This is a genomic window from Nostocoides veronense, assembly GCF_039531185.1.
GTDB lineage: Bacteria > Actinomycetota > Actinomycetes > Actinomycetales > Dermatophilaceae > Nostocoides_A > Nostocoides_A veronense.
This window is the reverse complement of record NZ_BAAAPO010000007.1, coordinates 1-22937: the sequence shown is the minus strand read 5'-3', so window position 1 is coordinate 22937 and position 22937 is coordinate 1. Positions and strand designations below refer to the sequence as shown.

Annotated in this window: 29 protein-coding genes and 1 pseudogene; 16 read left to right on the top strand and 14 right to left on the bottom strand. The window is 65.9% G+C overall.

All coding sequences use genetic code 11. From position 1 onward, the window contains the following. The first annotated feature begins 11 nt into the window (after nucleotides 1-11). A complete protein-coding gene (locus ABD225_RS18655; protein ID WP_425564312.1) occupies nucleotides 12-500 on the top strand; it encodes a DUF6932 family protein in 489 nt (162 codons plus the stop codon). Next, the gene (locus ABD225_RS02490) at nucleotides 487-1500 is read left to right on the top strand and encodes a hypothetical protein (protein ID WP_344080777.1); all 1014 of its coding nucleotides are present in this window, start codon (nucleotides 487-489) and stop codon (nucleotides 1498-1500) included. Before ABD225_RS18655 ends, ABD225_RS02490 begins: the two co-directional genes overlap by 14 nt. Here ABD225_RS02490 and ABD225_RS02485 read toward each other — a convergent pair. Further along, complete coding sequence (locus ABD225_RS02485; RefSeq protein ID WP_344080775.1) at nucleotides 1497-2693, bottom strand: recombinase family protein; 1197 nt, start codon at nucleotides 2691-2693, stop codon at nucleotides 1497-1499. The two genes, ABD225_RS02490 and ABD225_RS02485, sit on opposite strands and share 4 nt — an antisense overlap. A gap of 290 nt (nucleotides 2694-2983) precedes the next feature. Here ABD225_RS02485 and vapB point away from each other — a divergent pair, with 290 nt between their 5' ends. The 3 genes from vapB (at nucleotide 2984) to ABD225_RS02475 (ending at nucleotide 3986) form a co-directional block, all read left to right on the top strand. Then, entirely contained in the window at nucleotides 2984-3208 is a 225-nt protein-coding gene (gene vapB / locus ABD225_RS18825) for a type II toxin-antitoxin system VapB family antitoxin (RefSeq protein ID WP_486348473.1), read from the top strand. A gap of 110 nt (nucleotides 3209-3318) precedes the next feature. Then, nucleotides 3319-3552: a FitA-like ribbon-helix-helix domain-containing protein gene (locus ABD225_RS02480; RefSeq protein ID WP_344080772.1), complete on the top strand. Its 234-nt coding sequence runs from the start codon at nucleotides 3319-3321 to the stop codon at nucleotides 3550-3552. Continuing rightward, nucleotides 3549-3986, top strand: coding sequence for a type II toxin-antitoxin system VapC family toxin (locus tag ABD225_RS02475; RefSeq protein WP_344080769.1), 438 nt, complete (start codon nucleotides 3549-3551; stop codon nucleotides 3984-3986). The genes ABD225_RS02480 and ABD225_RS02475 overlap by 4 nt, the downstream gene beginning before the upstream one ends. A gap of 138 nt (nucleotides 3987-4124) precedes the next feature. On the opposite strand, the gene ABD225_RS02470 is transcribed toward ABD225_RS02475, so the two are convergent. Together ABD225_RS02470 and ABD225_RS02465 are read right to left on the bottom strand one after the other, a co-directional pair. Beyond that, nucleotides 4125-5258 (bottom strand): MFS transporter, encoded by a 1134-nt coding sequence (locus ABD225_RS02470; protein WP_344080766.1) that lies wholly within the window; start codon nucleotides 5256-5258, stop codon nucleotides 4125-4127. Nucleotides 5259-5305: 47 nt separating this feature from the next. Further along, entirely contained in the window at nucleotides 5306-5881 is a 576-nt protein-coding gene (locus ABD225_RS02465) for a TetR/AcrR family transcriptional regulator (RefSeq protein ID WP_344080763.1), read from the bottom strand. A gap of 66 nt (nucleotides 5882-5947) precedes the next feature. On the opposite strand from ABD225_RS02465, the gene ABD225_RS02460 reads away from it, so the two are divergent. Both ABD225_RS02460 and ABD225_RS02455 read left to right on the top strand, forming a co-directional pair. Further along, nucleotides 5948-6505, top strand: coding sequence for a hypothetical protein (locus ABD225_RS02460; protein WP_344080760.1), 558 nt, complete (start codon nucleotides 5948-5950; stop codon nucleotides 6503-6505). Nucleotides 6506-6558: 53 nt separating this feature from the next. Then, nucleotides 6559-7053 (top strand): hypothetical protein, encoded by a 495-nt coding sequence (locus tag ABD225_RS02455; protein WP_344080757.1) that lies wholly within the window; start codon nucleotides 6559-6561, stop codon nucleotides 7051-7053. Between the two features lie 73 nt (nucleotides 7054-7126). On the opposite strand, the gene ABD225_RS02450 is transcribed toward ABD225_RS02455, so the two are convergent. Then, complete coding sequence (locus ABD225_RS02450; protein WP_344080754.1) at nucleotides 7127-8314, bottom strand: aminotransferase-like domain-containing protein; 1188 nt, start codon at nucleotides 8312-8314, stop codon at nucleotides 7127-7129. Then, nucleotides 8311-8964, bottom strand: coding sequence for an RraA family protein (locus ABD225_RS02445; protein WP_344080751.1), 654 nt, complete (start codon nucleotides 8962-8964; stop codon nucleotides 8311-8313). The genes ABD225_RS02450 and ABD225_RS02445 overlap by 4 nt, the downstream gene beginning before the upstream one ends. Nucleotides 8965-9058: 94 nt before the next feature. On the opposite strand from ABD225_RS02445, the gene ABD225_RS02440 reads away from it, so the two are divergent. Next, nucleotides 9059-9529, top strand: coding sequence for an SRPBCC family protein (locus ABD225_RS02440; RefSeq protein WP_344080783.1), 471 nt, complete (start codon nucleotides 9059-9061; stop codon nucleotides 9527-9529). Between the two features lie 13 nt (nucleotides 9530-9542). After that, complete coding sequence (locus ABD225_RS02435) at nucleotides 9543-10214, top strand: YdcF family protein (protein WP_344080748.1); 672 nt, start codon at nucleotides 9543-9545, stop codon at nucleotides 10212-10214. On the opposite strand, the gene ABD225_RS02430 is transcribed toward ABD225_RS02435, so the two are convergent. The 6 genes from ABD225_RS02430 to ABD225_RS02405 are packed head-to-tail and all read right to left on the bottom strand — an operon-like array spanning nucleotide 10211 to nucleotide 12982. After that, nucleotides 10211-10702 carry a pilus assembly protein TadG-related protein gene (locus ABD225_RS02430; RefSeq protein ID WP_344080745.1) on the bottom strand — a complete coding sequence of 164 codons (492 nt, stop codon included), beginning with the start codon at nucleotides 10700-10702 and terminating at the stop codon, nucleotides 10211-10213. The genes ABD225_RS02435 and ABD225_RS02430 overlap by 4 nt on opposite strands. After that, a complete protein-coding gene (locus ABD225_RS02425; protein WP_344080742.1) occupies nucleotides 10699-11160 on the bottom strand; it encodes a pilus assembly protein in 462 nt (153 codons plus the stop codon). The genes ABD225_RS02430 and ABD225_RS02425 overlap by 4 nt, the downstream gene beginning before the upstream one ends. After that, nucleotides 11157-11564, bottom strand: coding sequence for a TadE family protein (locus ABD225_RS02420; protein WP_344080740.1), 408 nt, complete (start codon nucleotides 11562-11564; stop codon nucleotides 11157-11159). The genes ABD225_RS02425 and ABD225_RS02420 overlap by 4 nt, the downstream gene beginning before the upstream one ends. Nucleotides 11565-11575: 11 nt before the next feature. Beyond that, nucleotides 11576-11791 (bottom strand): hypothetical protein, encoded by a 216-nt coding sequence (locus ABD225_RS02415; protein ID WP_344080737.1) that lies wholly within the window; start codon nucleotides 11789-11791, stop codon nucleotides 11576-11578. 40 nt (nucleotides 11792-11831) lie between these two features. Beyond that, nucleotides 11832-12782, bottom strand: coding sequence for a type II secretion system F family protein (locus tag ABD225_RS02410; protein WP_344080735.1), 951 nt, complete (start codon nucleotides 12780-12782; stop codon nucleotides 11832-11834). Beyond that, nucleotides 12779-12982 (bottom strand): hypothetical protein, encoded by a 204-nt coding sequence (locus ABD225_RS02405; protein ID WP_344080732.1) that lies wholly within the window; start codon nucleotides 12980-12982, stop codon nucleotides 12779-12781. The genes ABD225_RS02410 and ABD225_RS02405 overlap by 4 nt, the downstream gene beginning before the upstream one ends. A gap of 20 nt (nucleotides 12983-13002) precedes the next feature. Between ABD225_RS02405 and ABD225_RS02400 the strand changes: the two genes are divergently transcribed. Further along, nucleotides 13003-14643, top strand: coding sequence for a recombinase family protein (locus tag ABD225_RS02400; protein ID WP_344080729.1), 1641 nt, complete (start codon nucleotides 13003-13005; stop codon nucleotides 14641-14643). Here ABD225_RS02400 and ABD225_RS02395 read toward each other — a convergent pair. From ABD225_RS02395 to ABD225_RS02385, 3 genes and pseudogenes are all read right to left on the bottom strand, one after another. After that, entirely contained in the window at nucleotides 14613-16268 is a 1656-nt protein-coding gene (locus ABD225_RS02395) for a DNA methyltransferase (protein ID WP_344080725.1), read from the bottom strand. The genes ABD225_RS02400 and ABD225_RS02395 overlap by 31 nt on opposite strands. 216 nt (nucleotides 16269-16484) lie before the next feature. Further along, nucleotides 16485-17264 (bottom strand): hypothetical protein, encoded by a 780-nt coding sequence (locus ABD225_RS02390; protein ID WP_344080722.1) that lies wholly within the window; start codon nucleotides 17262-17264, stop codon nucleotides 16485-16487. A gap of 442 nt (nucleotides 17265-17706) precedes the next feature. Next, a pseudogene (locus ABD225_RS02385) lies at nucleotides 17707-17871 on the bottom strand (CpaF family protein); the annotation flags it as partial. A gap of 100 nt (nucleotides 17872-17971) precedes the next feature. Between ABD225_RS02385 and ABD225_RS02380 the strand changes: the two are divergent. The 6 genes from ABD225_RS02380 (at nucleotide 17972) to ABD225_RS02355 (ending at nucleotide 22876) form a co-directional block, all read left to right on the top strand. Then, nucleotides 17972-18610 (top strand): hypothetical protein, encoded by a 639-nt coding sequence (locus ABD225_RS02380; RefSeq protein WP_344080719.1) that lies wholly within the window; start codon nucleotides 17972-17974, stop codon nucleotides 18608-18610. Continuing rightward, nucleotides 18607-18996 (top strand): hypothetical protein, encoded by a 390-nt coding sequence (locus ABD225_RS02375; RefSeq protein ID WP_344080716.1) that lies wholly within the window; start codon nucleotides 18607-18609, stop codon nucleotides 18994-18996. The genes ABD225_RS02380 and ABD225_RS02375 overlap by 4 nt, the downstream gene beginning before the upstream one ends. Before the next feature lie 372 nt (nucleotides 18997-19368). After that, a complete protein-coding gene (locus ABD225_RS02370) occupies nucleotides 19369-20802 on the top strand; it encodes a recombinase family protein (protein WP_344080713.1) in 1434 nt (477 codons plus the stop codon). Between the two features lie 276 nt (nucleotides 20803-21078). Next, nucleotides 21079-21810, top strand: coding sequence for a hypothetical protein (locus ABD225_RS02365; protein ID WP_344080710.1), 732 nt, complete (start codon nucleotides 21079-21081; stop codon nucleotides 21808-21810). Between the two features lie 92 nt (nucleotides 21811-21902). Next, nucleotides 21903-22451 (top strand): hypothetical protein, encoded by a 549-nt coding sequence (locus ABD225_RS02360; protein ID WP_344080707.1) that lies wholly within the window; start codon nucleotides 21903-21905, stop codon nucleotides 22449-22451. A gap of 110 nt (nucleotides 22452-22561) precedes the next feature. Next, nucleotides 22562-22876, top strand: coding sequence for a hypothetical protein (locus ABD225_RS02355; RefSeq protein ID WP_344080704.1), 315 nt, complete (start codon nucleotides 22562-22564; stop codon nucleotides 22874-22876). Nucleotides 22877-22937: the final 61 nt, after the last annotated feature.

Sequence of the window (22937 nt, the reverse complement as noted above, 5' to 3'; positions counted from 1 at the left end):
TCCTCGGGAAGGTGCGCTCCCTCACGCCACCCCGCCGAAGGCCATCCACAGGTTCTGATCATTGCTCGGACCCCGTGCGGCAGAAGTTGTGGTCCGACTGGCTCCAGTTGACGAGCCTGCTCAAGGCGGTTGTGGGTCGCGTGCCAGCGGCATGGCTGTCTGGCAGTTTCCTCACGGACAAGCCTGTTCCCGGGGACATCGATTGTCTGTACATTGTCGATGTGGACGACGTCCAGGCGGCGATGGCCGACGCGGGCCGGGCGCGTGTGCTGGATGTCATCGCGCGCAATGGCGTCAAGTCAGCGTTCAACCTGAACGTGGATTCCTTCGTTCTCGAGTGGTGCCCGGCGTCAGGAGCGGCCGGAAGCGCCCCTCCCGCGTACTACCAACAGCGGGGATACTGGGATGACCTCTGGGTCCGTTACCGCGACCCGGATCCGCGTACAGAGTCCCTGCCACGGCGAGGCTTCCTGGAGGTGACGATCGATGGCTACCGATGACCGGCGGGCCGTTGCGCTGCCTGAGGTGGACGTTCAGTCGTACCTGGACAAAGTGGGCGACCGGCCAGTGCCCCAGGGATGGCAGCCGGGCGACCTGACGCGGTTGAGTCAAGAGGCTATGGTTCGCCAGCAGGAAGGGACGGCGCGGGTATTGCGCTCTGCCGGATTCCTGAGGTTCACGGGAGTGGGGGTTGTCGGTCACTCGGCGGACCTTGCGGACATAGCCCTGTTGTCTAGTGCGTGGCAGAAGGCTGTCACTGCAACCGGTGCGGCGTTGGAGGAAGTGCGTGCCGCTAGGGGTCGCATCCCCACGGATATCACCCTTCGGACGACGCTCGTGTTGACCGCGTCACCGAGCCCCGGATCGGTCGTCTTCCATGTGGAGCCGAAGCAATCGCCCCTACTTGAGGTGGAGCCGCATGGTCAGACAACGCTCGCGGAAAAGATCGCCCCACGACCACTCGCTGATCGTGCCGTTGAGGCGCTTGTGGAACTGCTGGCGTCGGCAACCACGGGGACGCCCGCCATGGTCGATGCGATCAGTGGCCAGTTGAGTGACCTGGGTCCCCGGGTCGGCAGCGCAATCGACGGACTTGCCCGCGCCATCGAGGCAACGAACGTCACGCTGGACGCCTCGTGGCGAGAGCCCACAGCTCCAACCCGTCGCGCCGTTGTCACTCCGTCCGAGGCGAGGTTCATAGCGGAGGTTGTCGAGGGAAGGGGCCTCAACGCCACGGTCGAGACGGTGACTGGAACACTGGGCACCATCAGCGATCGTCAGAAATGGGTCCTGCACCTAGGCGAAGAGACCATACGACTCGATATCGCCGAGTTGCCGCCTGAGGAACTGACCCGATGGAAGGTGCACGACCTCGTGGATGTGGACGTTCGCGTGGCTCTCCAAGAACGCCCGGACGGCCGGATGGTACGCCAGCACACCCTGCTGAGCATCAGACCGGCATCCGGGCCTGTCACCCTCTTCGCTGAGAGTGACGACTAAGCGGAACGCCAGTCGATGGTCACCGATTCGGGACGGAACGCGCGCGACCCATGGACGCCCTTGTGGAGGGTGATGACTGCCAAAGCATCGATCAGTCGCTGACGGATTGCTAAGGGGGCGGCGTCGAGCGCGGCCACAGGATCGGGTGCTCCATGCACCGTGGCGGTGCTGCCTCGGGAGACGAGGGCTGCCTGACGTCGCTGCACCTCGACGATTCGAGCACGGGCCTTCTCGACCGCTGTCGCGTAACGCCGCCCGTCGATGAGCCCCTCGTCGTAGTCGGACTCGATGACCGACAGTCGGTGGTCCAGGTCGTTTCGCTCGTCGCGCAACTCCTTGAGCGCTGCCTCGTCTGCGGGCTTCACCAACAGGTCGGCAAGGTCGGGCCGTGCGAGCCTTCCCCGGATGACCCTGAGAACGTAATCATCCACGGGCGTGCCGGAGCGGTAGAAACACGCCTCGCGGCAGGTGTACCGATGCAGACCGGCACCCAACCCGGACGACGAGCGTACGGGCAACCCGCAATCGCAGCGATAGACGCCGGAACCGACGTGCTTCCGGGCGGTGTCCTGTCGGTTCACGGTCCGGCGCGGGTCATTCAGCCGCGCCTGGACGGCTGCGAACTGAGCCTCCTGGACTATGGCGGGCCATGTTGCCGCGCCCACGTCCTGACCCTTGTAGACGGAACGCCCGGCGTAGCGCGCGTTCCGCAGGATGCTCGATACGGAGGAGGGATTCCACTTGCCACCTCGGCGCGTGGGAACGCTCGCATCCTGGAGGCCGCGAGCGATGGCCTTGAGCGTGTCGCCAGCGAGGAAGCGATCGAACACCCCGCGCACCACGGCGGCTTCGTCTTCGATGAGGTTGCCGTTGATCGTGTACCCGGTCAGCCGGACGCCCTTGGCAGGTCGGCCCAACTCGGCGCGCTGTTGCTGTGCTCGACGCTGTCGAGCCGACTTGCGCCGAACCTCGGACCGAGCAACCTGCAACTTGATGCCCGCGAACAGGATGCCCGCGTCGGTGGACAGGTCGGCCTCCCCATTCGCGGTGACGACCAGCAACCCTCGCGACTTCGCCCGGTCGATCCAATCCTCCAGTTGGCGGGGCTGACGGGTGAGACGGTCCAGGTCCCAGCACACGAGGGCCGTCAGCGCCATCACCATGGCGGAGTTGGCGGCCGCTCTGGCCGCCACGCCGGACTTGGCGGAGCGCGCTCGCCGACAAGATCGGCTACAACGGGCCGAGGCGGCCTTCGAGCCGATTCCCTTCGGGGGCGAAGCGGCTCGCGCGTATGGAAGGGTTCACGCTGCGGTGACGGCGGCAGGGCGCCAGCGCGCAGGAGGTTTGCGGAGCCGAAACTGCTCGGCGGCGTCATCGTCTACGAGGCCCGTGTCCGCCAGTCACTGGATGACCAGGTCCAGACCGCTGGTGGTAGTTCTCGTACCACGATGGCTATCGCGATATCTGGCATCGGAGGTGCGATATGCCGAATGTGCTCATTCGAGGACTCAGTGACGAGGCCATCGCTCGCATCGATGCTGAATCAGCAACCTTGGGCCTGTCGCGAAACGAGTTCCTACGACGGAAATTGGAAGGCACGGCGGGTGCGCGCCCTCAGGTGCCAGTGACCAGCGCGGACTGGGCACGAGCAGCAGATCTGTTCGTCGACCTCGCGGACCCCAACGTCATGGATGCCGCATGGCCGTGACAGCCTGGCTGGTCACACGCCAAGCAGTCGAGACGTTGAGGATCGTCTGACCCAATCCTCGTGCCTTTGATAGCATCGTTGTAATCAAACACTTCTCGGGGGTGGTGGTCATGGCGTCGATTGTGGTTCGCGGCCTTGACGAGGCTGTCAAGCTTCGGCTCGCAGCTCAGGCCAAGCAGCACGGCCGCTCCATGGAGGCCGAGGTGCGCGACATCTTGACTGAGGCGGCGACACGCCAAAACATCGCCCTCGCCATCCTGCACGCTGGACAGGCTGTTGGAGGTGTCGATCAGCTTCCGGTTCCTGCGCGCGCCGACGCGGCCAGGGCCGTGGACTTCTCGTGATCGTCCTGGACACCAATGTTGTGTCCGAGGTGCTCAAACCTCATCCGGACATGCGGGTCGTCTCGTGGTTGGAGTCACTGAATGATGACGTCGCGATCACCGCAATTACGCTCGCGGAGCTCTTGGCCGGACTTCGTCGTCTGCCGGACGGCGCCCGAAAATCAGAACTCACCTTTCGCGTGGAAACCGCGATCCGGCCCTATCGCCGGGCCGGCGCAGTCATCTCCTTCGACGAGGCAGCGGCGTCGCACTACGCCGATATCCTTGCCGCGCGCGACGGGGCTGGCCTGCCCATTGCGACTGCGGATGCGCAGATCGCGGCGATCTGCCGATCCAGAGTATCGGTCTGCGTGACACGCAATACCAAGGACTTTCTCCTCACGGGAGTGACTTTGTTTGATCCATGGACGGGTGAGCATCACCCACCTTCGTGATCTTGCGCGCCGCGGTTTGCTCCCGCTCGACTGAGGATGCCGTCAGCTAGCTCAGCCGCTGGGGAGCGACGCGTGCCAAGCGGATGGCAGTATGCAGGAGCCACGCGGCGGCGACCTGGCTGACCGCGACCACCCCGACTAGGGCCGGGAGCGAGTGGTCGAGCAGAAGGCCGCCAGGCCGCCGCCGACGATTGCCATCGCGCCCTGAATGGCGGCGAACACGCCATACGCGGAGGCCAACCGGCCGGGCGGGACGAGCGCGGCGACCAGCGCCTTGATCGTCGAATCCTGCACGCCAAACGCCGCCCCCCACACCGCGACCCCGGCGAGCGCGAGCGGCAACGACCCACCGAGAGCGAGGGGTGGGACGAGGGCGACGAGGAGGGGCACGGCATACAGCACCGCGTTCCCGCGGCGGTCATAGACCCAGCCGACCAGCAGCGCGACGAGCGCCTCGACGAGCATGGCCGCGGCATACACGAGGGCGGTTTGAGCGGCCGTCAGGCCGAGCGTGGTGACCAGGTGATAGCCGATGATCCCGAAAGTCACGAGCCCGCCCGTGGTCAGGGAGGCGGCCACGGCATACCGAAAGAAGACCGGCGGCAGCCCGCCCCCGACCACACCGGCCCACCAGGTCGTCGCTGGCTCCTCACCAGGCGCTCGTCCCAATGCCGGCACCGCACGACATATGACGAGCAACAGCCCCATCGCCAGTGCTCCGGGCACCGCCAGCCAGGCGGGCGCCGCCCAGATCGTGCCCGCCGCAGCGGCGATCGCCGCGACGAGCAGGGGACCGGCGAAGGCGCCGACCTGGTCAAGCGCCTTGTGTATGCCGAAGCCCCGCCCCAGCCCCACCTCTCGTGCCGCGTCGGCCAGGAGCGCGCTCTTGGAGGGTGAGCGCACGGCCTTCCCCGCGCGCTCGGCGAGGATCATCAGCGCCGCGAACGCAAGACCGGCCGCCCCGAGGTGCGGTGCGACGGCAAGCAAGGGAACGCAGATCGCGGTGAGGCCGTAGCCGACGATCGTGAAGGACCAGTGCGCGCCGCGGCGATCCGCCATCGGCCCCGTAGCCAGCCGGAGCACGAGCGCCATGGCCTCACCCGCCCCGGTGACCAGCCCAACGACGAACGCGCTCGCCCCGAGCGAGGCGAGCAACGGCCCATACATCGAGCGGGCGCCCTCATAGACCATGTCCGCGAGCAGGCTGACGATGCCGAACGACAGCACCACGCGCCACGGCGTCCAGCGCGCGCTTGACGACTCACGGACCACGGCCCTGAGAGTAGGTCTGCCGAGTGTGCCGGCTCGAGCGGGCGATCCTACGCTTTGGCCAGGCTGACCACGTAGTCGCGAAGCGTGTTGGTTGCCGCTCTCGGCGACATTCCGTGCAGTAGGTGAAGTGCCAGCCCATCGAGCAGGGCGTGCAGGTGACGGGTTGCCCGCGATCGCTCGCTCCGCGGCGCGCTGGGGCTCAACGACGCGACCACGCTGGCGCAGAGGCGTTCAATCCCGGCGTCGATCCGCTGATGCGCCGCGCGCAACGCAGGATCACTCAGCGCGGCGATGCCGAGCACGACATACACCCCCATCTCGACCCGTCGCTGATCGTCGAGCGGCATCGTCTCGCCTAGCTGGGCCATGGCCATGGCTACGGCATCTGGTCGGGATCGAAGGGCTCGGATCCGCGCTTCTGCCCGAGTGCCCATGAGTGTGAGGCAGGCGACGAGCAAGTCACTCTGGCTGGGGAAAGCCCGCCGGAGCGACGCGGTGGCCAGTCCGGCCTCGGCAGCGACATTGCGCACCGACACTGCCGCTGCGCCATCTCGGACGAGGACGCGCCACGCCGCTTCAACGATGGCTTCTTCGCGGGCTTGATGATCGATCAACCTGGGCACGACGCCATTCTAGTACGACTGTGTTAAATTATTTGTGAACACGGGCGTACTCACAAGGGAGAACGGATGATCATCACCGTCATCGTCGTGTGCGAGATCGCGTTCTGGGTCGCGATCATCTCGGGACTCGCACTTCGCTACCTCGCTCGTATGCCGCGCGCTGGCCTCCTCGTCTTGGCTCTCGTCCCGCTGATCGACCTGGTTCTGCTGATCGCCACCGCGGTCAACCTCCGAGCAGGAGAGAGCGCAACCGTCGCCCACAGCCTGGCGGCGTTCTACCTCGGTTTCTCGATTGCCTACGGGCACAGGCTGATCCGATGGGCGGACATTCGGTTCGCGCACCGGTATGCCGACGGGCCCCGTCCCGAGAAGCCACACGGCGCGGCATACGCGCGCCTGTGCTGGGCCGACGTGGGTCGGACCGCGCTCGCGGTGGCCATCGCGTCGGGGATCACGTGGCTCCTCGCGGCCTGGATCGCCAACCCTGCCCGGACCGCTGCCCTGGAAACGACCTACCGCTGGTCAGGACTGATCCTGGCCATCGAGATTGCGTGGGCCGTCAGCTACACGCTCTGGCCGCGCAAGCCACAAGTGGCGTATGACGGCTCGCCGTCGGCGCGATAGCTTGGGCGGGCCTGGCCCCGGAGCGCGGCCTCGCGGAGCGGGTGGTCTTCCAGGTGGGTGACGCGCGTGCTATCTCCGCGGGGGAGGTCGATGCGCTCATCGTCGTCGGGGCGAGCCAGATCTGGGGGCCGCCGGTCGAGGACGCGCAACCCCTCGACTACACCGCGGCACTAACGGCGATGCGGGCGATTCTGAAACCGGGCGACCGCGTTGTCTATGGGGAGGCGATCTGGTCCGCCCCGCCAACGCCCCAGGCGATCGCCCCGTTGGCCGGCCTTGTCGACGAATACCTCTCTCTCGCAGACCTGCTCGAGTTGGTCGAGGCCAGCGGCTTCCTGGTGGCCGACTTCGGGGAGGCCAGCCTGGAGGAGTGGGACGAGTTCGAGTCGGGCTTCGCGGCACGACTGGTTGACGAAGTCGCGTGCCTGCCGGTCAATGACCCGCGCCGGGCGGAGGTGGCGGGCGCGTTGCGGGGGCAGCGGGCGGCATACCTGCGCGGTTACCGCGGCATTCTCGGCTTCGCCTGGCTCTGTCTCATCGCCTGCTGATCCGTTCGCGTGAGTGCCAGCAGGGTCCTGGCCGTGTTTCCGCTCACGCGAGCGGGCTGGTGACTGCGGGTTCTCAGCCGAGCGCTTCGCGGACCAAGGCGCCCAGTGCGCGCACGCCGGCCACGAGTCGGTCATCGGGCACCCCCGAGTAGCTCAACCGCGCGTGATTGGGTCGATGTCCCACGGCGAAGAAGGTGGCACCCGGCACGATGAGGACGCCCGCGCGAGGGATCAGCAGGTCGCGCTGGAAGGCGGCGGAATCGAAGCCGTCCGGGAAGGTCACCCAGGTGAACAGGCCGCCCTCCGGCCGCGTCCACGTCACGCCGTCGGGCATTGCCTCGGACAGGGTTGCGAGCATCAGGTCGCGTTTGCGGCGGTAGGCCGGCAGCATCCCCGCGATGTGCGCGTCGATATCGTGCGCGTCGAGATAGGCCGACGCGGCCCGCATGTTGAGGGTCCCGTTCTGGGTGTCGGCAGCGAGTTTGAGCAGTGCCAGCTTTTCCCGGATTTCCGGGGTCGCGAGCACCCAGCCGAGTCGGAGCCCGGGGGCGAGGATCTTCGAGAAGCTGCCGAGGTGGATCACCCGCCCGGTGGTGTCGAAGCTCTTGATCGTGGGCAATCGCGTTCCCTCATAACGCAATTCGCGGTACGGCGTATCCTCCAGAATCATCACGTCAAACTCCTCCGCCAGCTCGACGAGCCGCTGCCGGCGCTCGAGGCTGAGGGTGCGACCGGTCGGGTTCTGGAAGTCCGGGACTGTGTAGATCAGCTTGACCTGCGGCGTCGTCCGCAGGATCTCCGCAAGCGCATCGACATCCAGGCCGTCCTCGTCCATCGGGACGCTGGCATAAGCCGGCTCGCACGGGTTGAAGGCGATCAAGGCGCCGATGAAGGTCGGGTCCTCGGTGACGATGACATCGCCTCGATCGACGAAGAGCTTGGCCACCAGATCGAGACCCTGCTGCCCGCCCTGGGTGATGAGGATGTCGTCGGGTCCACACGGCATACCATCGCGCGTCAGGCGCTCGGCGACCTGAGCGCGCAACCGCGGCAGGCCGTCGGAGGCGGTGTACTGCAGCGCCTGCGCATTCGCCGGAGTCAGCAGGTCGGCATAGATCGCCCGCAACTGCGCCATCGGGAACAGGCTCGCGTCCGGATATCCCCCACCGAACGAGATGATCTCGGGATTGGTTGCCAGAGAAAGAAACTCGCGGATCGGAGATGGCTGGACCAGGGCGGCCCGGGCGGCGAAGGCCGTCATGCCAGACTCAATGCGCTGGGCCGACCAGCCGTCCGCGCCGCCAGGTGCTCGTCCCAATTCATGTGCTCGAAGATCGACTGCCCATCGGCGATAGCGCGCTGCAATCCCTCCTCACGGGCTTGAATTTCCTCGGCTTTGTCGATCGCCGCGGCCATCGCCTCGACGGATCCGCAGACAATGCCGTCATCATCACCCATCAGCAGATCACCCGGCTCAACACCGGCTCCCGCGAGATCGAGCGACACCCCAACCTGTGGAACGGCTTGTGCGGCATACGCATTGGGCGCGAAGCCGGTGCAATAGATCGGCAGGTCCAGCGTCGCCAGGATGGCGCTGTCGCGGCACCGGCCGAAGACGACGAAGGCCGCGAGCCCGCGCCGCTGCGCCTCGGTGCTGAACAGTTCGCCAGCCACCGCTCGATCGTCGCCACCTGCATCGATCACCAAGACATCCCCGGCCTCCGCGGCTGCCAACCCCGCGATCGCGCCCATCAGGTCGCGCTCGGCGCGCACGGTCACGGCGCGCCCCGCGAACTTGCGCCCCGGCACGACCGGACGCAGGCTCGTCGGGAGAACGACGAGGGCGGGCGCGGCATCGGCCAGGCTGGTCGAGGACACGGCAGAGAGGCGATCGATCAAGGTGCGCTCCATGACGACACGGTAGGAGCCGCCGCCCCTCCCCGTCACCTGATTCCGCATGATGGCGCCCTTCCCCGACGGCTGGATGCTGCGGTTGTATGGCGGCATGACTGAGTCCGAGACCGCCGTGTCCGAGCCGAAAGTCGCGTCCGCCGCACGCGTCATCCGGGCCCCTGCGGCGACGATCTTCGAGTTGATCGCCGATCCCGCGGAGCAGCCGCGCTGGGATGGCAATGACAATCTCGTCACCGCGGCCCCCGGCCAGCGGGTCCGGCAGGTTGGAGATGTCTTCGTTATGACGATCCACCTCGCGCAGGACCGTGAGAACCACATCGTGGAGTTCGAGGAAGGCCGCCGCATCGCCTGGCGGCCCTCGGAAGTCGGGGCGCCGCAGCCGGGCCACCTGTGGCGATGGGAGGTGGAGCCGATCGATGACGACTCGGCGCGCGTCATCCACACCTATGACTGGACCGACCTGAACGACCCGAACCGACTGGGCCGCGCCCGAGCCATGACCCCGGAAAAGTTGATGGCCTCTCTCGACCGGCTCGCCGCGCTCGCCGAGTCACTCGCCTGATCTCGTCGTCGCCGTGGGGGGTGGGTATGCCGTGCGCCGGCTCGCCGGCGCCGCTCTCGGGGTGTGGGCGGCGAGTGAGTCGATCGAGGCGTGCGCCTCGCGGCTGCTGATCCCGAGGTATGTCGTGCCCCACCCCGGCCCGCACGTCCTGCTTGTCCTGGGGTTCCACAATCCTGACCCGGCGCGGATTAATGCAGTCAACCGGTGGCGGGCTGAAGTGGCGCTGCGGTCGCTCCCGAGCCATGGTTCGGTGCGCATCATCGTCAGCGGGGGAGCGCGCGGGGACGGCCTGAGCGAGGCGGCGCTGATCGGCCGCTACCTCGCAGAGCGGGGCCTTGACCCGGGAACCATTGTCCTGGAGGAGGATTCGCTGAGCACCTGGGAGAATGTGCTCAACTCCCGACCACTGATGCAGGACGCGGCAACCGTGACGATCGTGTCCAATCCGCTGCATGCACTTCGTGCTCGGTGGTACCTGCGTCGACAGGATCCAGACCTGGCACGTCGTCTGACTCGGGCGGCCGACCACCGGATCGGCGAGCACGCCTGGGCCAAGCCGGCGGTCACGGCATACGGACTGCGCGACCTCGCTATTGCCGCAGTCGGGCTGGTCGGGCGCGACACCTCGGTGCCCCCGCGAGCGGACGCCCTCGCGGCGACCCGCCGCCGTCGTGAGGCTCGCTAGCCCGCGACGGTTGCGCGGGCGCGCGACTCGACGGTCAGGGTGATGCTGCTGCCGATGAATTCCACGGCCCGGCTCAGAATGGGCAATTCGGCCGTTCCGGTGACCACAACTACCGCCGTCTCGCCATCGGGAGAGCCCGTGCCCGGCGCGAGACTCCACGACCGGACGCGGTCGGGCATCGACCGCGAGGCGAGCGAATCGGATGCGGCCAGCCACACCGAGTCATCGGTCAACGGAACGGCGCTGCCGACGCCGTCCGTATATACGCGCGAGTCGATGGCGTCTGCGGCGTTTAGAGCCGCCGCATCGGCAGCGTCAAGCAGTCGGATCCGCGCCAGGTGCACGGTGGTGACGGTGATGATCCCGAGGATCAGGGTCAGGGCGATCACGCACAGGCCGAGGATGAGCAGGCTGATGCTGCCATCGTCCTGACCGGGGCGCAGAGAATGCCGACGACTCGTCTGATGTGTGGGCTGCCAAAGGATCATCCGAGACCTTCCCGGAAGCGGTCGATGGTGAGTGCATGCACGCTGGTCACCGGGATCTCCAGGGGTATGACGTCCCGAGCGAAGGAGGGGATCAGCGGCAGTGGGACGGTCACGGTGGCCGTGAAGGTCACCGTGGCGTCCGGCGTGAGGCAGGGCGATGCGGCGCAGGCGATAGCCACGGTCCCATCGCCTCCTGGAAACCCCTGGTCCTCGAACGCGATTCGCGCGGCTGCTTGGGCCCGACCGGACGCACTCTGATCCGACTCGGCCGTGACAAAGGCGCGGCCGGCCTCCCGAGCCGCTTGTGCCACGGCATACGACCCGGCCTGGACGCGCGCGATCATCATCGTCAAATAGATCAGTGGGACCAGGAGCAGCACGGCGAGGAAGACGAACTCGACGACGGCCGAGCCGTCCTCGGCGCCGACCCCCGCATCCCGACGGGACGCCCGGCTCATTGAGCCTCCTCGAAGGCGCGCCCAGTCACCGTCAACTCGTGATCAGGGCCGAATGGGCCGATCAGCGGCAACGGGGCCGAGACCCGCACGACCACGACACTGACGCCATCGACGGACTCCAGGGACGCGCGGACGTCCTGACTGAAGCGCGGCGAGATGGCCGAGTTGATCAGCGACGTCGTGCGCTGGACCGCATCCCCCGGGGAGGCGTCCACCCGGGCACCCATGCGCGCACCTTCGGCCGCGCACGAAATCAAGGTGTTGCGGATATGCAGGGTGAGCCCGAGCTGGAAGACGGCGGCGAAGACGAACATCAACAGCCCCGCCACGAGGGCGAAGTCCGCCACGGCCGCCCCCTCCTCGCGCTGACGTGATGTCTCGGCCCGCCGCCGGCGGGCAGTCATCGCCGCGTTGCTCAGTTGCCGCTCGGGCCGACGTCGCGGAGCGCGTCGTCGAAGATCTCTTGGAGCCGGCCCTGGGCGGCGCCCCAGATGACCGCGACCAAACCGGCGGTCATCAAGGTGATGAGGACCCAACCGGGCACGTCCCCACGTTCGCCATCCCGGTCGCGCAGCGCGCGGCGGATGGTGTCGCTCAGCAGGACGTGGGCCTTGATGAGTTGTTGCGACATGGTGTTCCTTTCGTTGTCGCCCCTGCGGGCGAATGGGTTGTCACATAGAGAAATTCAAGAAGTCAAAGCCGGGATAGACCGCGAAGAGGATGGTGACGGGAAGCACCAGGAAGACCACTGGAACCATCATCGCGATCTCCTTCTTGCCACCCTTCTCCATCAGGTCGCGGCGACCCTCTTCGCGCACGTCCTGCGCCTGAGCGCGCAGGACATCGGCGAGCGGTGTGCCGCGTTCGACCGCGATGACCACGCCGTCGACGAAGCGGCTCAGCGAGGTCAAACCGGTGCGTTCGGCCAGCCCGCCCAGCGCGCGGGGGAGGTTCGCGCCGGCCCGCGCATCCGCTAGGCAGCGGCCGAGTTCGGTCGCCAACTCCCCTTGAGAGAGTCGGCATACCCGCTCCAGCGCGCCGACGGCGCCCTCGCCCGCGCCGACAGCAAGCGCGAGAAGCTCTGCGACAGTGGGGAATTCGGCCAGCATCCGGGCTTCCCGCGCGTTCGCCTGGTGGCTAAGCCATTGATCCCAGGCCACTACGCCAATCGCCCCGCCCAGGGCGACGAGCCATATGAGGAGGAAGACCCCAGAGTTTCCCGACAGCACCAGGAAAACGCCGAAGACTCCGCCGAGAACCGCGCCCACGGCCCCGGCGATCACTTGCTCGGCCCGGAAGCGTTCGACATCGGGTGCCCGCCCCGCCCGAACCAGGCGGGCGCGCACCGACTCCGCCCCACCCAGCACCCGTTCGACGAAGCGCGCTCCATCACGGACCAGGGGCCGACCGAGCACAGCCACGACACCCGCGGGATGGATGACCTCGCGCTGCCGGAGACGTGTGAACCCGACCGTGTCCACGAGGTATGGCGCCACGCGCGCCTGCAAGGTCGGTCGCCGGCGCGCGACGGCATGCCGCGCGATGAGGAGGATCCCGGCGGCGAGGGTCACCCCGACAAGGGCACCCCAGCGTCCCGGGCCGAGCTCAAAGACGGGGTTCATCCGAGCACCCGGTCCTCCTCGGGCAGTCTCGCGATCCGCAACATCAGACGGTAGGCGATGAGCGTGCACCCTGCCCCGCCAGCTAGCACCATCGTGCCGGTCGCGGAAGCATACGACTGCACGGCCTCGGGCCGCGTGCACATCATTGCCAGGACGATCCACGGGGCGGCGACGGCTAGCCGCGACCATGAAGTTACCATGTCCAATATACAATCGCCGAATGACGAATGGACGACAACGGGCGGTTCTCTATGCACGTAAGAGTCTGAAGAACGATCGAACTGAAGAGCAGTCGTCCTCTGTGTCGGATCAGCTCGACCGCTGCCGTGCGTACGCCGTGGATCATGGCTGGGAGATCGTTGGTGAGTTCACCGACGACGGTCGTTCCGGATTGCTTGATCGACACAAGAGACCCGGCCTTGACGCCGCGCTGACTGCCATGGAATCAGCGGACGTCCTCGTCACGCTCTGGACCAGTCGCCTGTCACGTGAGGAACGTCAGCGCGCCGAACTGCTCGACTTCCTTGACGCGCTTCGCGTGGACTGGCACGCGGTCGCCGACGGTGGACGCGTTGACCGCAGCACGTACACGGGGTACATCACCTACGGGATCAACACCTTGTTGGACGTTGCCCACTCGAAACGCGTCCGTGAGAACTGGCACCGAGTCCACGAACGTCGCCTCGCCGCTGGACTTCCCAAGACCTCATCGCCCCGTTTCGGTTATCGCGTGGTCGACGGCACGTACGTGGTGGACACGGCAGAAGGTGAGGTCGTCCGCGACCTGTACCGCCGTTACACCCGAGGTGAAGGATTCACCCCGCTCGTGACGTGGCTCAACGAATCTGGTTGGCACGTCGCCGGTTCCGGTGGACCGTGGACAGTTCGAACCCTCTCCCGCTTCATGGAATCTGGCTTCGCTGCTGGGTTCATTTCTCGTGAGGACGAGTTCCGCCACCTTCGCGGTGCGCATGACCCGCTCATCTCCGAGGCGGACTGGATGGCCTACCGCGCTGAGCGTGGTGACCGCTCTCGTATGGCCCGCAAGTCCTCCGGCGCATCCGCCCGCTGGTGGCTCGCCGGCCTCGTCAAGTGCGCACACTGCGGGAGTTCGCTCTACGTCGACTCCTTTACCCGCGACGCGTCCTCTGCCCTCTGCACCGGCCACCGCGGCAACCCGGCGTCGTGTCCTGGGGTAACGATCCTCCGGCGGTACGTAGAGGACGCCGTGGGTATGTGGCTCGGCGGTCACCTCGACCAACTGGACGCGCTCGCTGGGTTGGAGTCGGGACAGACGGCCAACGCTGCCGCGATGGCCTACCAGGCAGCCGTCGCGGCACGCGACAAGATCGCTGATGGTCTGGCCAACCTTGAGGTATCGAAAGCGCTAGGGGATATGGCACCCGTTGTGTACCAGCGCGCCCGTAAGACGCTGGACGCCAAACTCGCAGACGCCGACTCTGCTGTGAAGGTCGCCGCCGCTGCCATGGCCCAACCCGACACCGATCCTGACGCAGTTCGTCGTGGTCTGGAGACTGGTTGGACTCCAGACGAGACAGCCGCACTCCGTGGTGTCCTCGCCCGCGTTGAGGTTGGCCCGGACACGGTGACGATCTTCCCCGTGACAGGTGATCCCGTCGTCCGCGAGCGTGCGTCCCTCGCCCCGCGCTGCAACGTCACTGGCTGCGGTCGGGTCCACTACACGCGTGGACTGTGCAAGTCCCACACCATGCTTGCCCGCAATCGTGGTGGTGAAGAACTCTTCGCCGCTCTCGTGCGACGGGCAGAGGAGACCGTCCTAACCGTGGAGGACGTGGACGCCCTGCTTGCTCAGTCAAACAGGGTGTCGGTCGAGACCTGAGCCTTCGCCTTGGTAGCCGCGATGTACGGAAGGATCGTCGTTGGCATCTGGGGACGCTTGCCCGCCAGCAGCTCCTCAACCGTGATGACCTGAACCTTCGGGAAGGTCTGGCTGTTCGCTGGGTGGGTGTAGTTGCCGCCGTGGTTGACCGCGTCGATGACCCCCTTGGACGCTGGGTTCAAGACGATGAGGACGCCCATCTCGGCCTTCTGGCTGTTCAGCGTGCCGATGAGGTCGCGAACGGCAGTGGGTCCCACCGACTTGCCGCCCTTGACTGAGACGAGGACCTTCCCGACGTTGCCCTTGGCATCCAAAGGGAAACGAGCAACGCCGTCGATTCCCTTGTCCCCTACCTGCTTCTGGTTCGGTTGCGCGTTGACCATCGACACCGCCCACCGCTCGAAGTCGAACGGCGAGTGATCGAACAACGCTTGTGCCGCACCAAGGTCGCGCGGGATGCCGTGAATGTCGTACGTCGCGCGGATCGAGTCGCCGTAGGTGTGCCGCAACCGCTTGTCGATCAAGTCCACCGCAATGTAGGTGACGTCGATTCCGATCCACTTGCGCCCCAACTTCTGCGCCGCGTCCACTGTCGTTCCGCAGCCGCAGAACGGATCTAGGACAACGTCGCCCGGGTTGCTGCTGGCTTCGATGATGCGTTCAAGTAGCGCTAGCGGCTTCTGGGTGGGATAGCCGAGGCGCTCTGCTGCCTGAGAGTTGAGCGGCGGGATGTCCGTCCATGTGTCACCAAGGGGAACGCCTGGCTGCTCGGAGAGGTACAGCTTGCGTGCGATGCGCGCCTTCTTGCTTGCGGGAAAGATCAATCGACCGTCCGCGTCGAGCCGCTCCATCTCAGTGCGACTCACGCGCCATCCGTTCTTTGGCGGCTCGTACCCCTTGTATTCGTACGTGAGATTCGGCCTCGGATTGGGCGAGTCCAGCGGTCCATCTCTATAGGGACCGCGGCCATCGCCATCGTCGCGGCGGAACCTCTCTCGGTAACTGTCACCGTGCGGAGTCGTCGTTCGGTGAAACGTGCCACTGGCCGACTTGCTGTAGAACAGCAGCACGTCATGATTCCGGCCAAATCGGTTCTTGGCGTCCCCTTTCACTGCTGACCGATTCCAGATGACCTCGTTCTCGAAGTTCTCCGCGCCGAAGATCGCGTCAAGGATGACCTTGAGGTAGTGGCTCATCGTCGGGTCACAGTGCAAGTACAGGGAGCCCGTGTCCTTGAGGACCCGGTGCAGTTCGACCAGACGCGGGGCCATGTTCACCAGGTACGCCATCGCGTCGTTCTCGCCCAACAGTGTGTGCATGGCGACCAGCGCGTCCGAGACCTTCGCCGGTAGCCCGCCGTTGATCGCGTCTAGGTACTGCTGATCCGTGACCGGAGTCCAGTGCCACGTGTCATCGAACGCTTGGATCTGCGCTGTGTCGTCCATCTGCCGTGTGTCGTGACGGTTGAAGATGACGTTGTAGCCGCGGTTCGAGTTGAACGGCGGGTCGAGGTAGACCAGATCGACCGACTCGTCAGCGATGTGCTGCCGCATGACCTCGAGGTTGTCCCCGTAGAACAGCTTGTCCTTGGTCGGGTCTAGCTTCGCCTTCGCCATGCCCGCCATCCTCACGGATCGCGGCAGGGGGAGCCAGCACCGCCACGCCTTGGCTACGATGGTGTAGACAAGTGAGAACCGCCAGCGCCTGCCCTCTCACAGACTGACGCTGACGGTCCTCGTGAGCGCTGGGTGGCTAGCCACCCAACTTCCCGCCCGGTTCTCTGGGTTTGGACCCCATCAGGTCAACGGGTTTGGACGCCGTCGACCCCGGTCGAGCAAGTTCTAGTCGTCCTCCCTCGCCTGTTGGGTGGACGCCGGCTTGGGGACCTCGACGTTCAGCATCCGCTCGATGCGGTCCAGGATGTCCGCGTTGATGTCGCCGCCGCCCTCGGTGGGCGCCGCCAACTTCATGAGCAGGTCGATGTACTTGGCCTTCTGCTCCTCCTCCACCGTCCTGCCGGTCGTCGGTTGGTGGACGGCCACCGGTGCAGGGGTCACGACGGTGGGGGCCGTCGCCTTCTTCCGAGCGCGCCGAGCAGTGGAGCCATTGCCGCCAGAGTTCGTGATCCGCCCCTTCTTGAAGAATGGACTAGTCGGGTACCCCGCGTACTCCGCGAAGGACAGGTAGAACGAGATGGCCTTCTGGACCGTCGCGCCCGTGATGCCCTTGGCGCGGAAGAGGTCTGCCAACTGGTTCGTCGTGCCCCGCTGCTCCGCTAGCGCGATGCAGTCGGCATACATCTCCCGCCCGATCCCCGTAAGCATCTCCTTGCGCCGCTCGTCGTCGGCCTGCGCCAACTCACGCATGAGCGGCGTGGGTGCCTTCTCATCGTCCATGAGACCGAACGCTTTGAACGTGGCTCGGTGCAGAGCGATGGTCGACCCGCTGATGTTCCCGAAGTACGACCCATCGAACACGGGCGGGACACCGTGCTCCCTCAGCTTGTCCAACATCGACTGAAACGTCGTGAGCGCGATGTACGGCGGGGTGGGCCCCGTGTACTTCGCGCTGTCGGTGGTCACTGTCATGCTCTCCTCGTAGGGGGCGACCTCGTCGCTCACGGGGACCTCCTTTCTGGCAGATGCCGGAGTTTCGATCTTGAGCCCGACCTTCGGGCCTAGATGAAGCGTAAGCACATGACCCCCTCCCGCGCAAGCAGTGTTACCGGCGGACGCGCGTCGTAGCAAACGCATCTTGTCTGCCAGATGCGACACGCATCGCCTTAGGGTGACCGCAGAAGGTTGGCTTTACTGCCTCTGACCTGCACAAACACCGGTATGAGTCTGTTTCGGCATCCGCCCGAAAGGGAACCAGTAGGAACTTCCGCCACTTGACCTAGAGTGTCGCAATCTGCGGCAAGGTCGAGGGTCCGTGCCCGTGTGCTAGCCCTGAGTGCGTGCCAAGACGCTGCTTACGGCGTTCGCCCGCCACGCTGCCGCGCCCTGCCCGGTCGGCACCTGCTCGTCGTTGAGAACGTCAGCGATGTTGCGAAGGGTCCGCCCTTCCCGACGCTTCGAGGCTGGGCTGACGGCATTGCATCGCCGCGACATCGCGCTGCGGGATCTTCAGTTCGAAGACCTCTTCGACGGTGACGATGCGCTCGCGCGGCGGCACGGCAGCGGCCAGACAGTTCAAGAGCGTGGTTTTGCCGGCCTGCGTACGGCCAGCTCGCTAACAAGTATTTTGGGAGTAGCTTTCCTCTTGTGTTCGAACAAACGTTCGACGCAGGGAAGCCGGAGGGACCGGCTCCCGCCCGAGAGGAACCGACATGCAACTCACCACCCCCGCTCAGGATGCCGCCAAGGCTCTCAAAGCTGAGTACGAAACAACCCGCGAAACCGCCATGGGTGCCTATCGCGCCGACCGCGCCAAGCAGACGGTCAGCGAGCTCCGCCAGGTCCTGGCTGGGCGCAACGCTGCCGTTTCCGGTGGCAAGGGCGAACTCGTCGAGGCAGTCGCCAAGGGCGACTTCGAGCGCGACTACGCCGACCTGATCAAGCGGTGGCGGGATCTCAACGTCCGCGCCTACGCCGAAGGACGCGTCCTGGACGAGCTGAAGACCGACTGGACCGCGAAAGCCAACGCCTACGTCGAGCGGGCCATGGCCGACGACCCCACGCAGCGGTTCAACGCCTACCGCGTGATCGAGGCAGCCGCGAAGCGGGTCTACACGCTCGAGCTCGGCAACCTGTGGTCGGCCGTCAAGGCGGAAGCGCTCCGCAACGAGGTCGGCCCACTGGACGCGCTCCAGTCCGTCCTGGAGGACGCGACGAAGCAGCTGCTCGCCACGGGTTACGGCTCGTCGCTGTCGCGCTCCACGTCCGTTGCGAGCAACTTGGCCGACGACATGCAGCGCGATGCCCTCCTCACGTTCGTCCGTGTCGCCACCGAGCTGGTCTCGGCATGAGCGCGCCTATCTGCGGTGTCTGCTGGCAGCCCGCTGCCGTCCTCGTCATCCGGCCGGACAGCACCGACACGTGGACGTTCTGCGCCCGGCACGTGGACAGCAACACCGGCAGCTACGGCGAGCCGTTGATCGAGCCGGGCGACACGGTCCGGCTGCTCGGGGAGCCCGCGTACCTGGTCCACCTGCACGACCTGCAGACCGTCCTCGTCGTCCGGCGGTGGCCCGGCGCTACCCCCTGCGACCTGTGCCCCGATCCGGTGGCCGCGTATCGGCTCGACGGGACGATCCCGGGACCGGACACAAGCTACCTGTGTGGCGACTGCTGCCGGCACGCACGGGACGCGGCGGACGCTGGCGACACGCCCGAAAGCTGGTACAGCCGGTGATCGCCCCAACGGTTTGGGTTGACGAGTACACGCTCACGCTCGCCGACGGGTCGGTTGTCACGGTTGTGGCACCGCTCCACAGCCCGCTAGCCAGGCTGGCGACCGCAACGACCGGGCCGGAGCCCCCCGCCCCGGTCGTTGCGGTCGCCAGCCTGGCTAGCGGGAGCTGGTCCCCATGAGCCGCGCCACCGAGCTAGCCAAGGCGGCTGTAGCGCAGCGCGGGGTAACCGTTCCGCTACGCGGCGGTGTCGCGATCCAGGTCCGTGTGGAGCGAGTGGATAGCTCGTTACGGATAACTCTTACCCCAGTCAAGAACTAAGACCCCCGGCTGTTCGTAGCAGCCGGGGGTCACCCCCATGTTAGGAGTAACCCATGTCTAAGCGTGTCGTTATCTACGCGCGGCTCAGCCAGACCAGCGACGAGAGCGTCTCTATCGCGCGGCAGCTGGAGAGCGCGCAACAGTATGCCGCCGCGCGCGGCTGGACCGTTGTCGGGACGTTCACCGACGACGGTGTCAGCGCCACCCACAACAAGCCGACCGACCGGGCGGGGTGGCGCGCGCTCCTCGCCGCGTCCGAGCCGTACGACGCTGTCGTGATCTGGAAGGTCGACCGGCTGGCGCGTCGCGTCCTCGACTTCCTGAATGCGGATGCCGCTCTGCAGGAACGAGATGCGGGCATCGTGGCAGTCGCCGACCCGGTCGACATGACGACCCCGCAGGGTCGCGCGTTCGCGACAATGCTGGCCGTCTTCGCAGAGCTGGAGGCAGCGGGTATCTCGGCTCGCGTCGCAGCGGCTCGCCGCTACCTGCAGCGAAATGGCCGAGTCCCCGGTGGGACCGTCCCGTATGGCTTTCAGTCGGTCCGGAACCCCGACGGGGCGGGCTACGTCCTCGCGCAGCATCCCCAGGAGTCCGTGGCCGTCTGCGGGATGGCGGAGCGGGTACTCGGCGGGGAGACGATCTACGGGGTGTCCAGGTGGCTTGCAGCAGAGGGCATCCCGTCCCCGACAGGGAAGGAGCGCTGGGGCCACACAACCGTCGAGCGGGTGCTTCGGCATCCAGCGCTCGCCGGTATGACGCCATACAACCCTGGCAACAAGAAACGGCAGCGCGGCTCCGGTGTCCTCCGCGACGAGAATGGGCTCCCGGTGATCGATGAGTCGGTAGCGGTTCTCCCGCTCGGGGAGTGGCGACGGCTGCAGCACCGGCTAGATCACCGCGTGTCGCCGCAATCGCGGCCCAGGGCAACGAAATCCAAGACAAGCGGGCTGCTCGCCGGGCTGCTGTGGTGTGCCCGCTGTGGCGACCAGCGTATGTGGCGTGGCACCGTCCAGGGGCGGGCGGGGTACTACTGCAAGAAGTGCCACCAGGTCATCAGCAACATGGAAGACGTTGTGGTGCAGGAGTTTCTGCGCGCCAAGGGCGATGATATGCCGTTTAGCCGCGTCGAGGAGGTCCGCGACGCGGGCTCGGTGGCCGAGATCCAGCACCGCATGCAGGAGGTCGGCGCGGAGCTTGCCCAAGCGGACAACGACGACGAGGTAGCGCGGCTCAACGAGCAGCTGGCCCGCCTGCGGGAGCTCCGCCGCGCGGCCCGCACAGCGACAGTGCACGTCGTGGAGACGCCTATGGGGGACAGCTACGCGGAAGCGTGGGCAGCCGCCGAGGACGAGACGGCCAAGCGGCGCGTCCTCTCGTGGGGGTTGGAGCGTATCTGGGTATCGCCCGGTGGCGCTGGAAAGCGCTCCCCTGCAGCGAAACTAGAGCGCATGCGCTTCGAGTGGCTTGGCCCAACAAACGAGTAAACCCCGCCCCGATAGAAAGCGTAGGAGCTATCGGGGCGGGTGAGCGCTTGCGTTCCAATCAAGCAAGAGGAAGCCTACGGGTCCTGGCGGCGCGGCGTGCGGCTGTTACGGAAATAGCGAGTAGCCTTCGCGTTGCCCCGAATAGGGGTGGCGCTTGTCGCCGACAAATAGGGTAACCAATCCCACAAATCGCCAATTGAAGGTTGCGCGGAAGTTTCGCCGCCCGGAGCAGGCTTAGAACCACCTGCTCCGGGCGGTTTGCTATTCTGTGGCGCCATGGACTGGCAGCGGGTGTGGGACCGGATCACGTCGTCGGAGTGGGTGGCCGATACCGGGGTGCCGCTTGCGCTACAGCTGCTCGCCATTCTTCTGGCGTGGATATTCCTCCGGAAGCAGCTACGAAGCGATAGGGAGCTGTTGGAAGCATCATGGGCAAAAGATCGTGAACTCCAGGAGGCCTCCTGGGCGAAAGACCATGAACTCCAGGAAACTGCCTTTCGAATGGATAGTGCAGCACGGGTTGCAGCAGACTCAGCCGAGAGGGCTCACGCACTAAGCTTGAGCATCTTGCAGTTGACCAACCGCCTCAATCCAACCGCTTACCATGAGCACGAATTGAGTGAGTCGGAATTGACGTCCGCGTATTTTCCCTTGACGCTGCAGGGCAATCAGATGCTTTCTTTAGATCAATTTTCGGTCTTGTGGCTCTGGTTTGGAGATCTGATGACTGTGTCAAGGATCTCAGCATCTCTTCGCGACGAGTTTCCGGACGACCGAAAACGAGGAGAGGTGGCTACGCTAGTCGCTGGCAAATATTACATGCGACTCATTGCGTACGCAAACCGCCTGAGTGTCTGGGATGGCGAAGGCCCTATGCCCGAGATGCGCGTGGATCCCAGCGAGGAACACTCAAATAGCCCAGCGTGGGTAGACGAACGTCGCGCCGAACTCAGGGCAGAACTCGCGAGGGTGTACTCAAAGGCGGGCGACGCGACCGGGAGCCAGTAACCTGGGCGCGGATCCGGCAACTCGGACGCCGGTGTCTGACAGGCGCGTGCGGACGCATGTGCGCGTTGCACGGACCGGGTAGTGTCCCCAGCATGTGGCTAGACGTGGTCAAGGTCGTGCTCCCGGCGCTGGTTGGCATTGTGCCGGCGTGGCTGCTCTACAAGCAGAACAAGGACAGCAGCGAGCGCGAGGCCCGCGAACGTCGAGAGATACGCGACCAGGAGCTGGCCGTGCGGAACGCCGAGCTCGAAGCGGCGAGCAGCCAAGAGGCTAGCAAGGCGAAGGACGCTAGGAAGGCGCAGGAGTCAGAGCGGCTCATCCAATTCTTAGCACTCGCCCGCGAGGCAGAAGTCCACTCACGCGCCAACATGGCGACACTACAGCCGACATGGATGCCTTCTGGCTTTGCACAGAATCTTGCTTCGGCTTATGAAGCTGCGCAAGTTTCAGTTGGGGACGCCCTTGGCCATGAACTAAGGCAAGTGTGGATTGTCGTCGCTAAGTTAATAGATAACCCCAGAAATGCTAAGCAATCAGATCATGACGATCTAAACGAGTGTATCCGCCTATGTCGCAGCGCATATACGCGGATTGGGTGGGAGAGGTCGATCCATAAGCCGATGAACCTCCTTAAAGGGTAGGGGGGAGGGGGCGACTCGGGTGTGCAGGGGCGGGCGCTGCTAGGGTTTCGCACGGACCCTCACCTCTGGGGCATAGGGTATTGGACCCACAGGAGATACCCTTGAGGGGTATGGCACCGAAGACGAAACTCGCGATTGTCCGTGGGGGTAATCCAGGGCACCGGTCGAAGGCGGATATCGAGTCCTCGAAGCGGCAGCCGCTCGTCGACAAGAGCATTCCGTTCAGGGAGCCGGAATGGCCGACGGACGTCGCGTCCCGTGCCCGACAGCTGTACCGAGCTCTCCGCCCCGTTTTGGAGCGGGAGGTTGGCCTGATCGGTGCCCAGCAGGAATGCCTTGTGCAGTACTGCATCACCACGGCCCGCGTGGAGTCCCTGGACCGGCTGATCGCGGAAGAGGGTTACACGGTCGTTGGCGCGACCTGAGTTCGGCCAAATTAGTGCGCAACCCGGACACGGTGGATGGCGTTCAGGGCGGCCGCGAGGT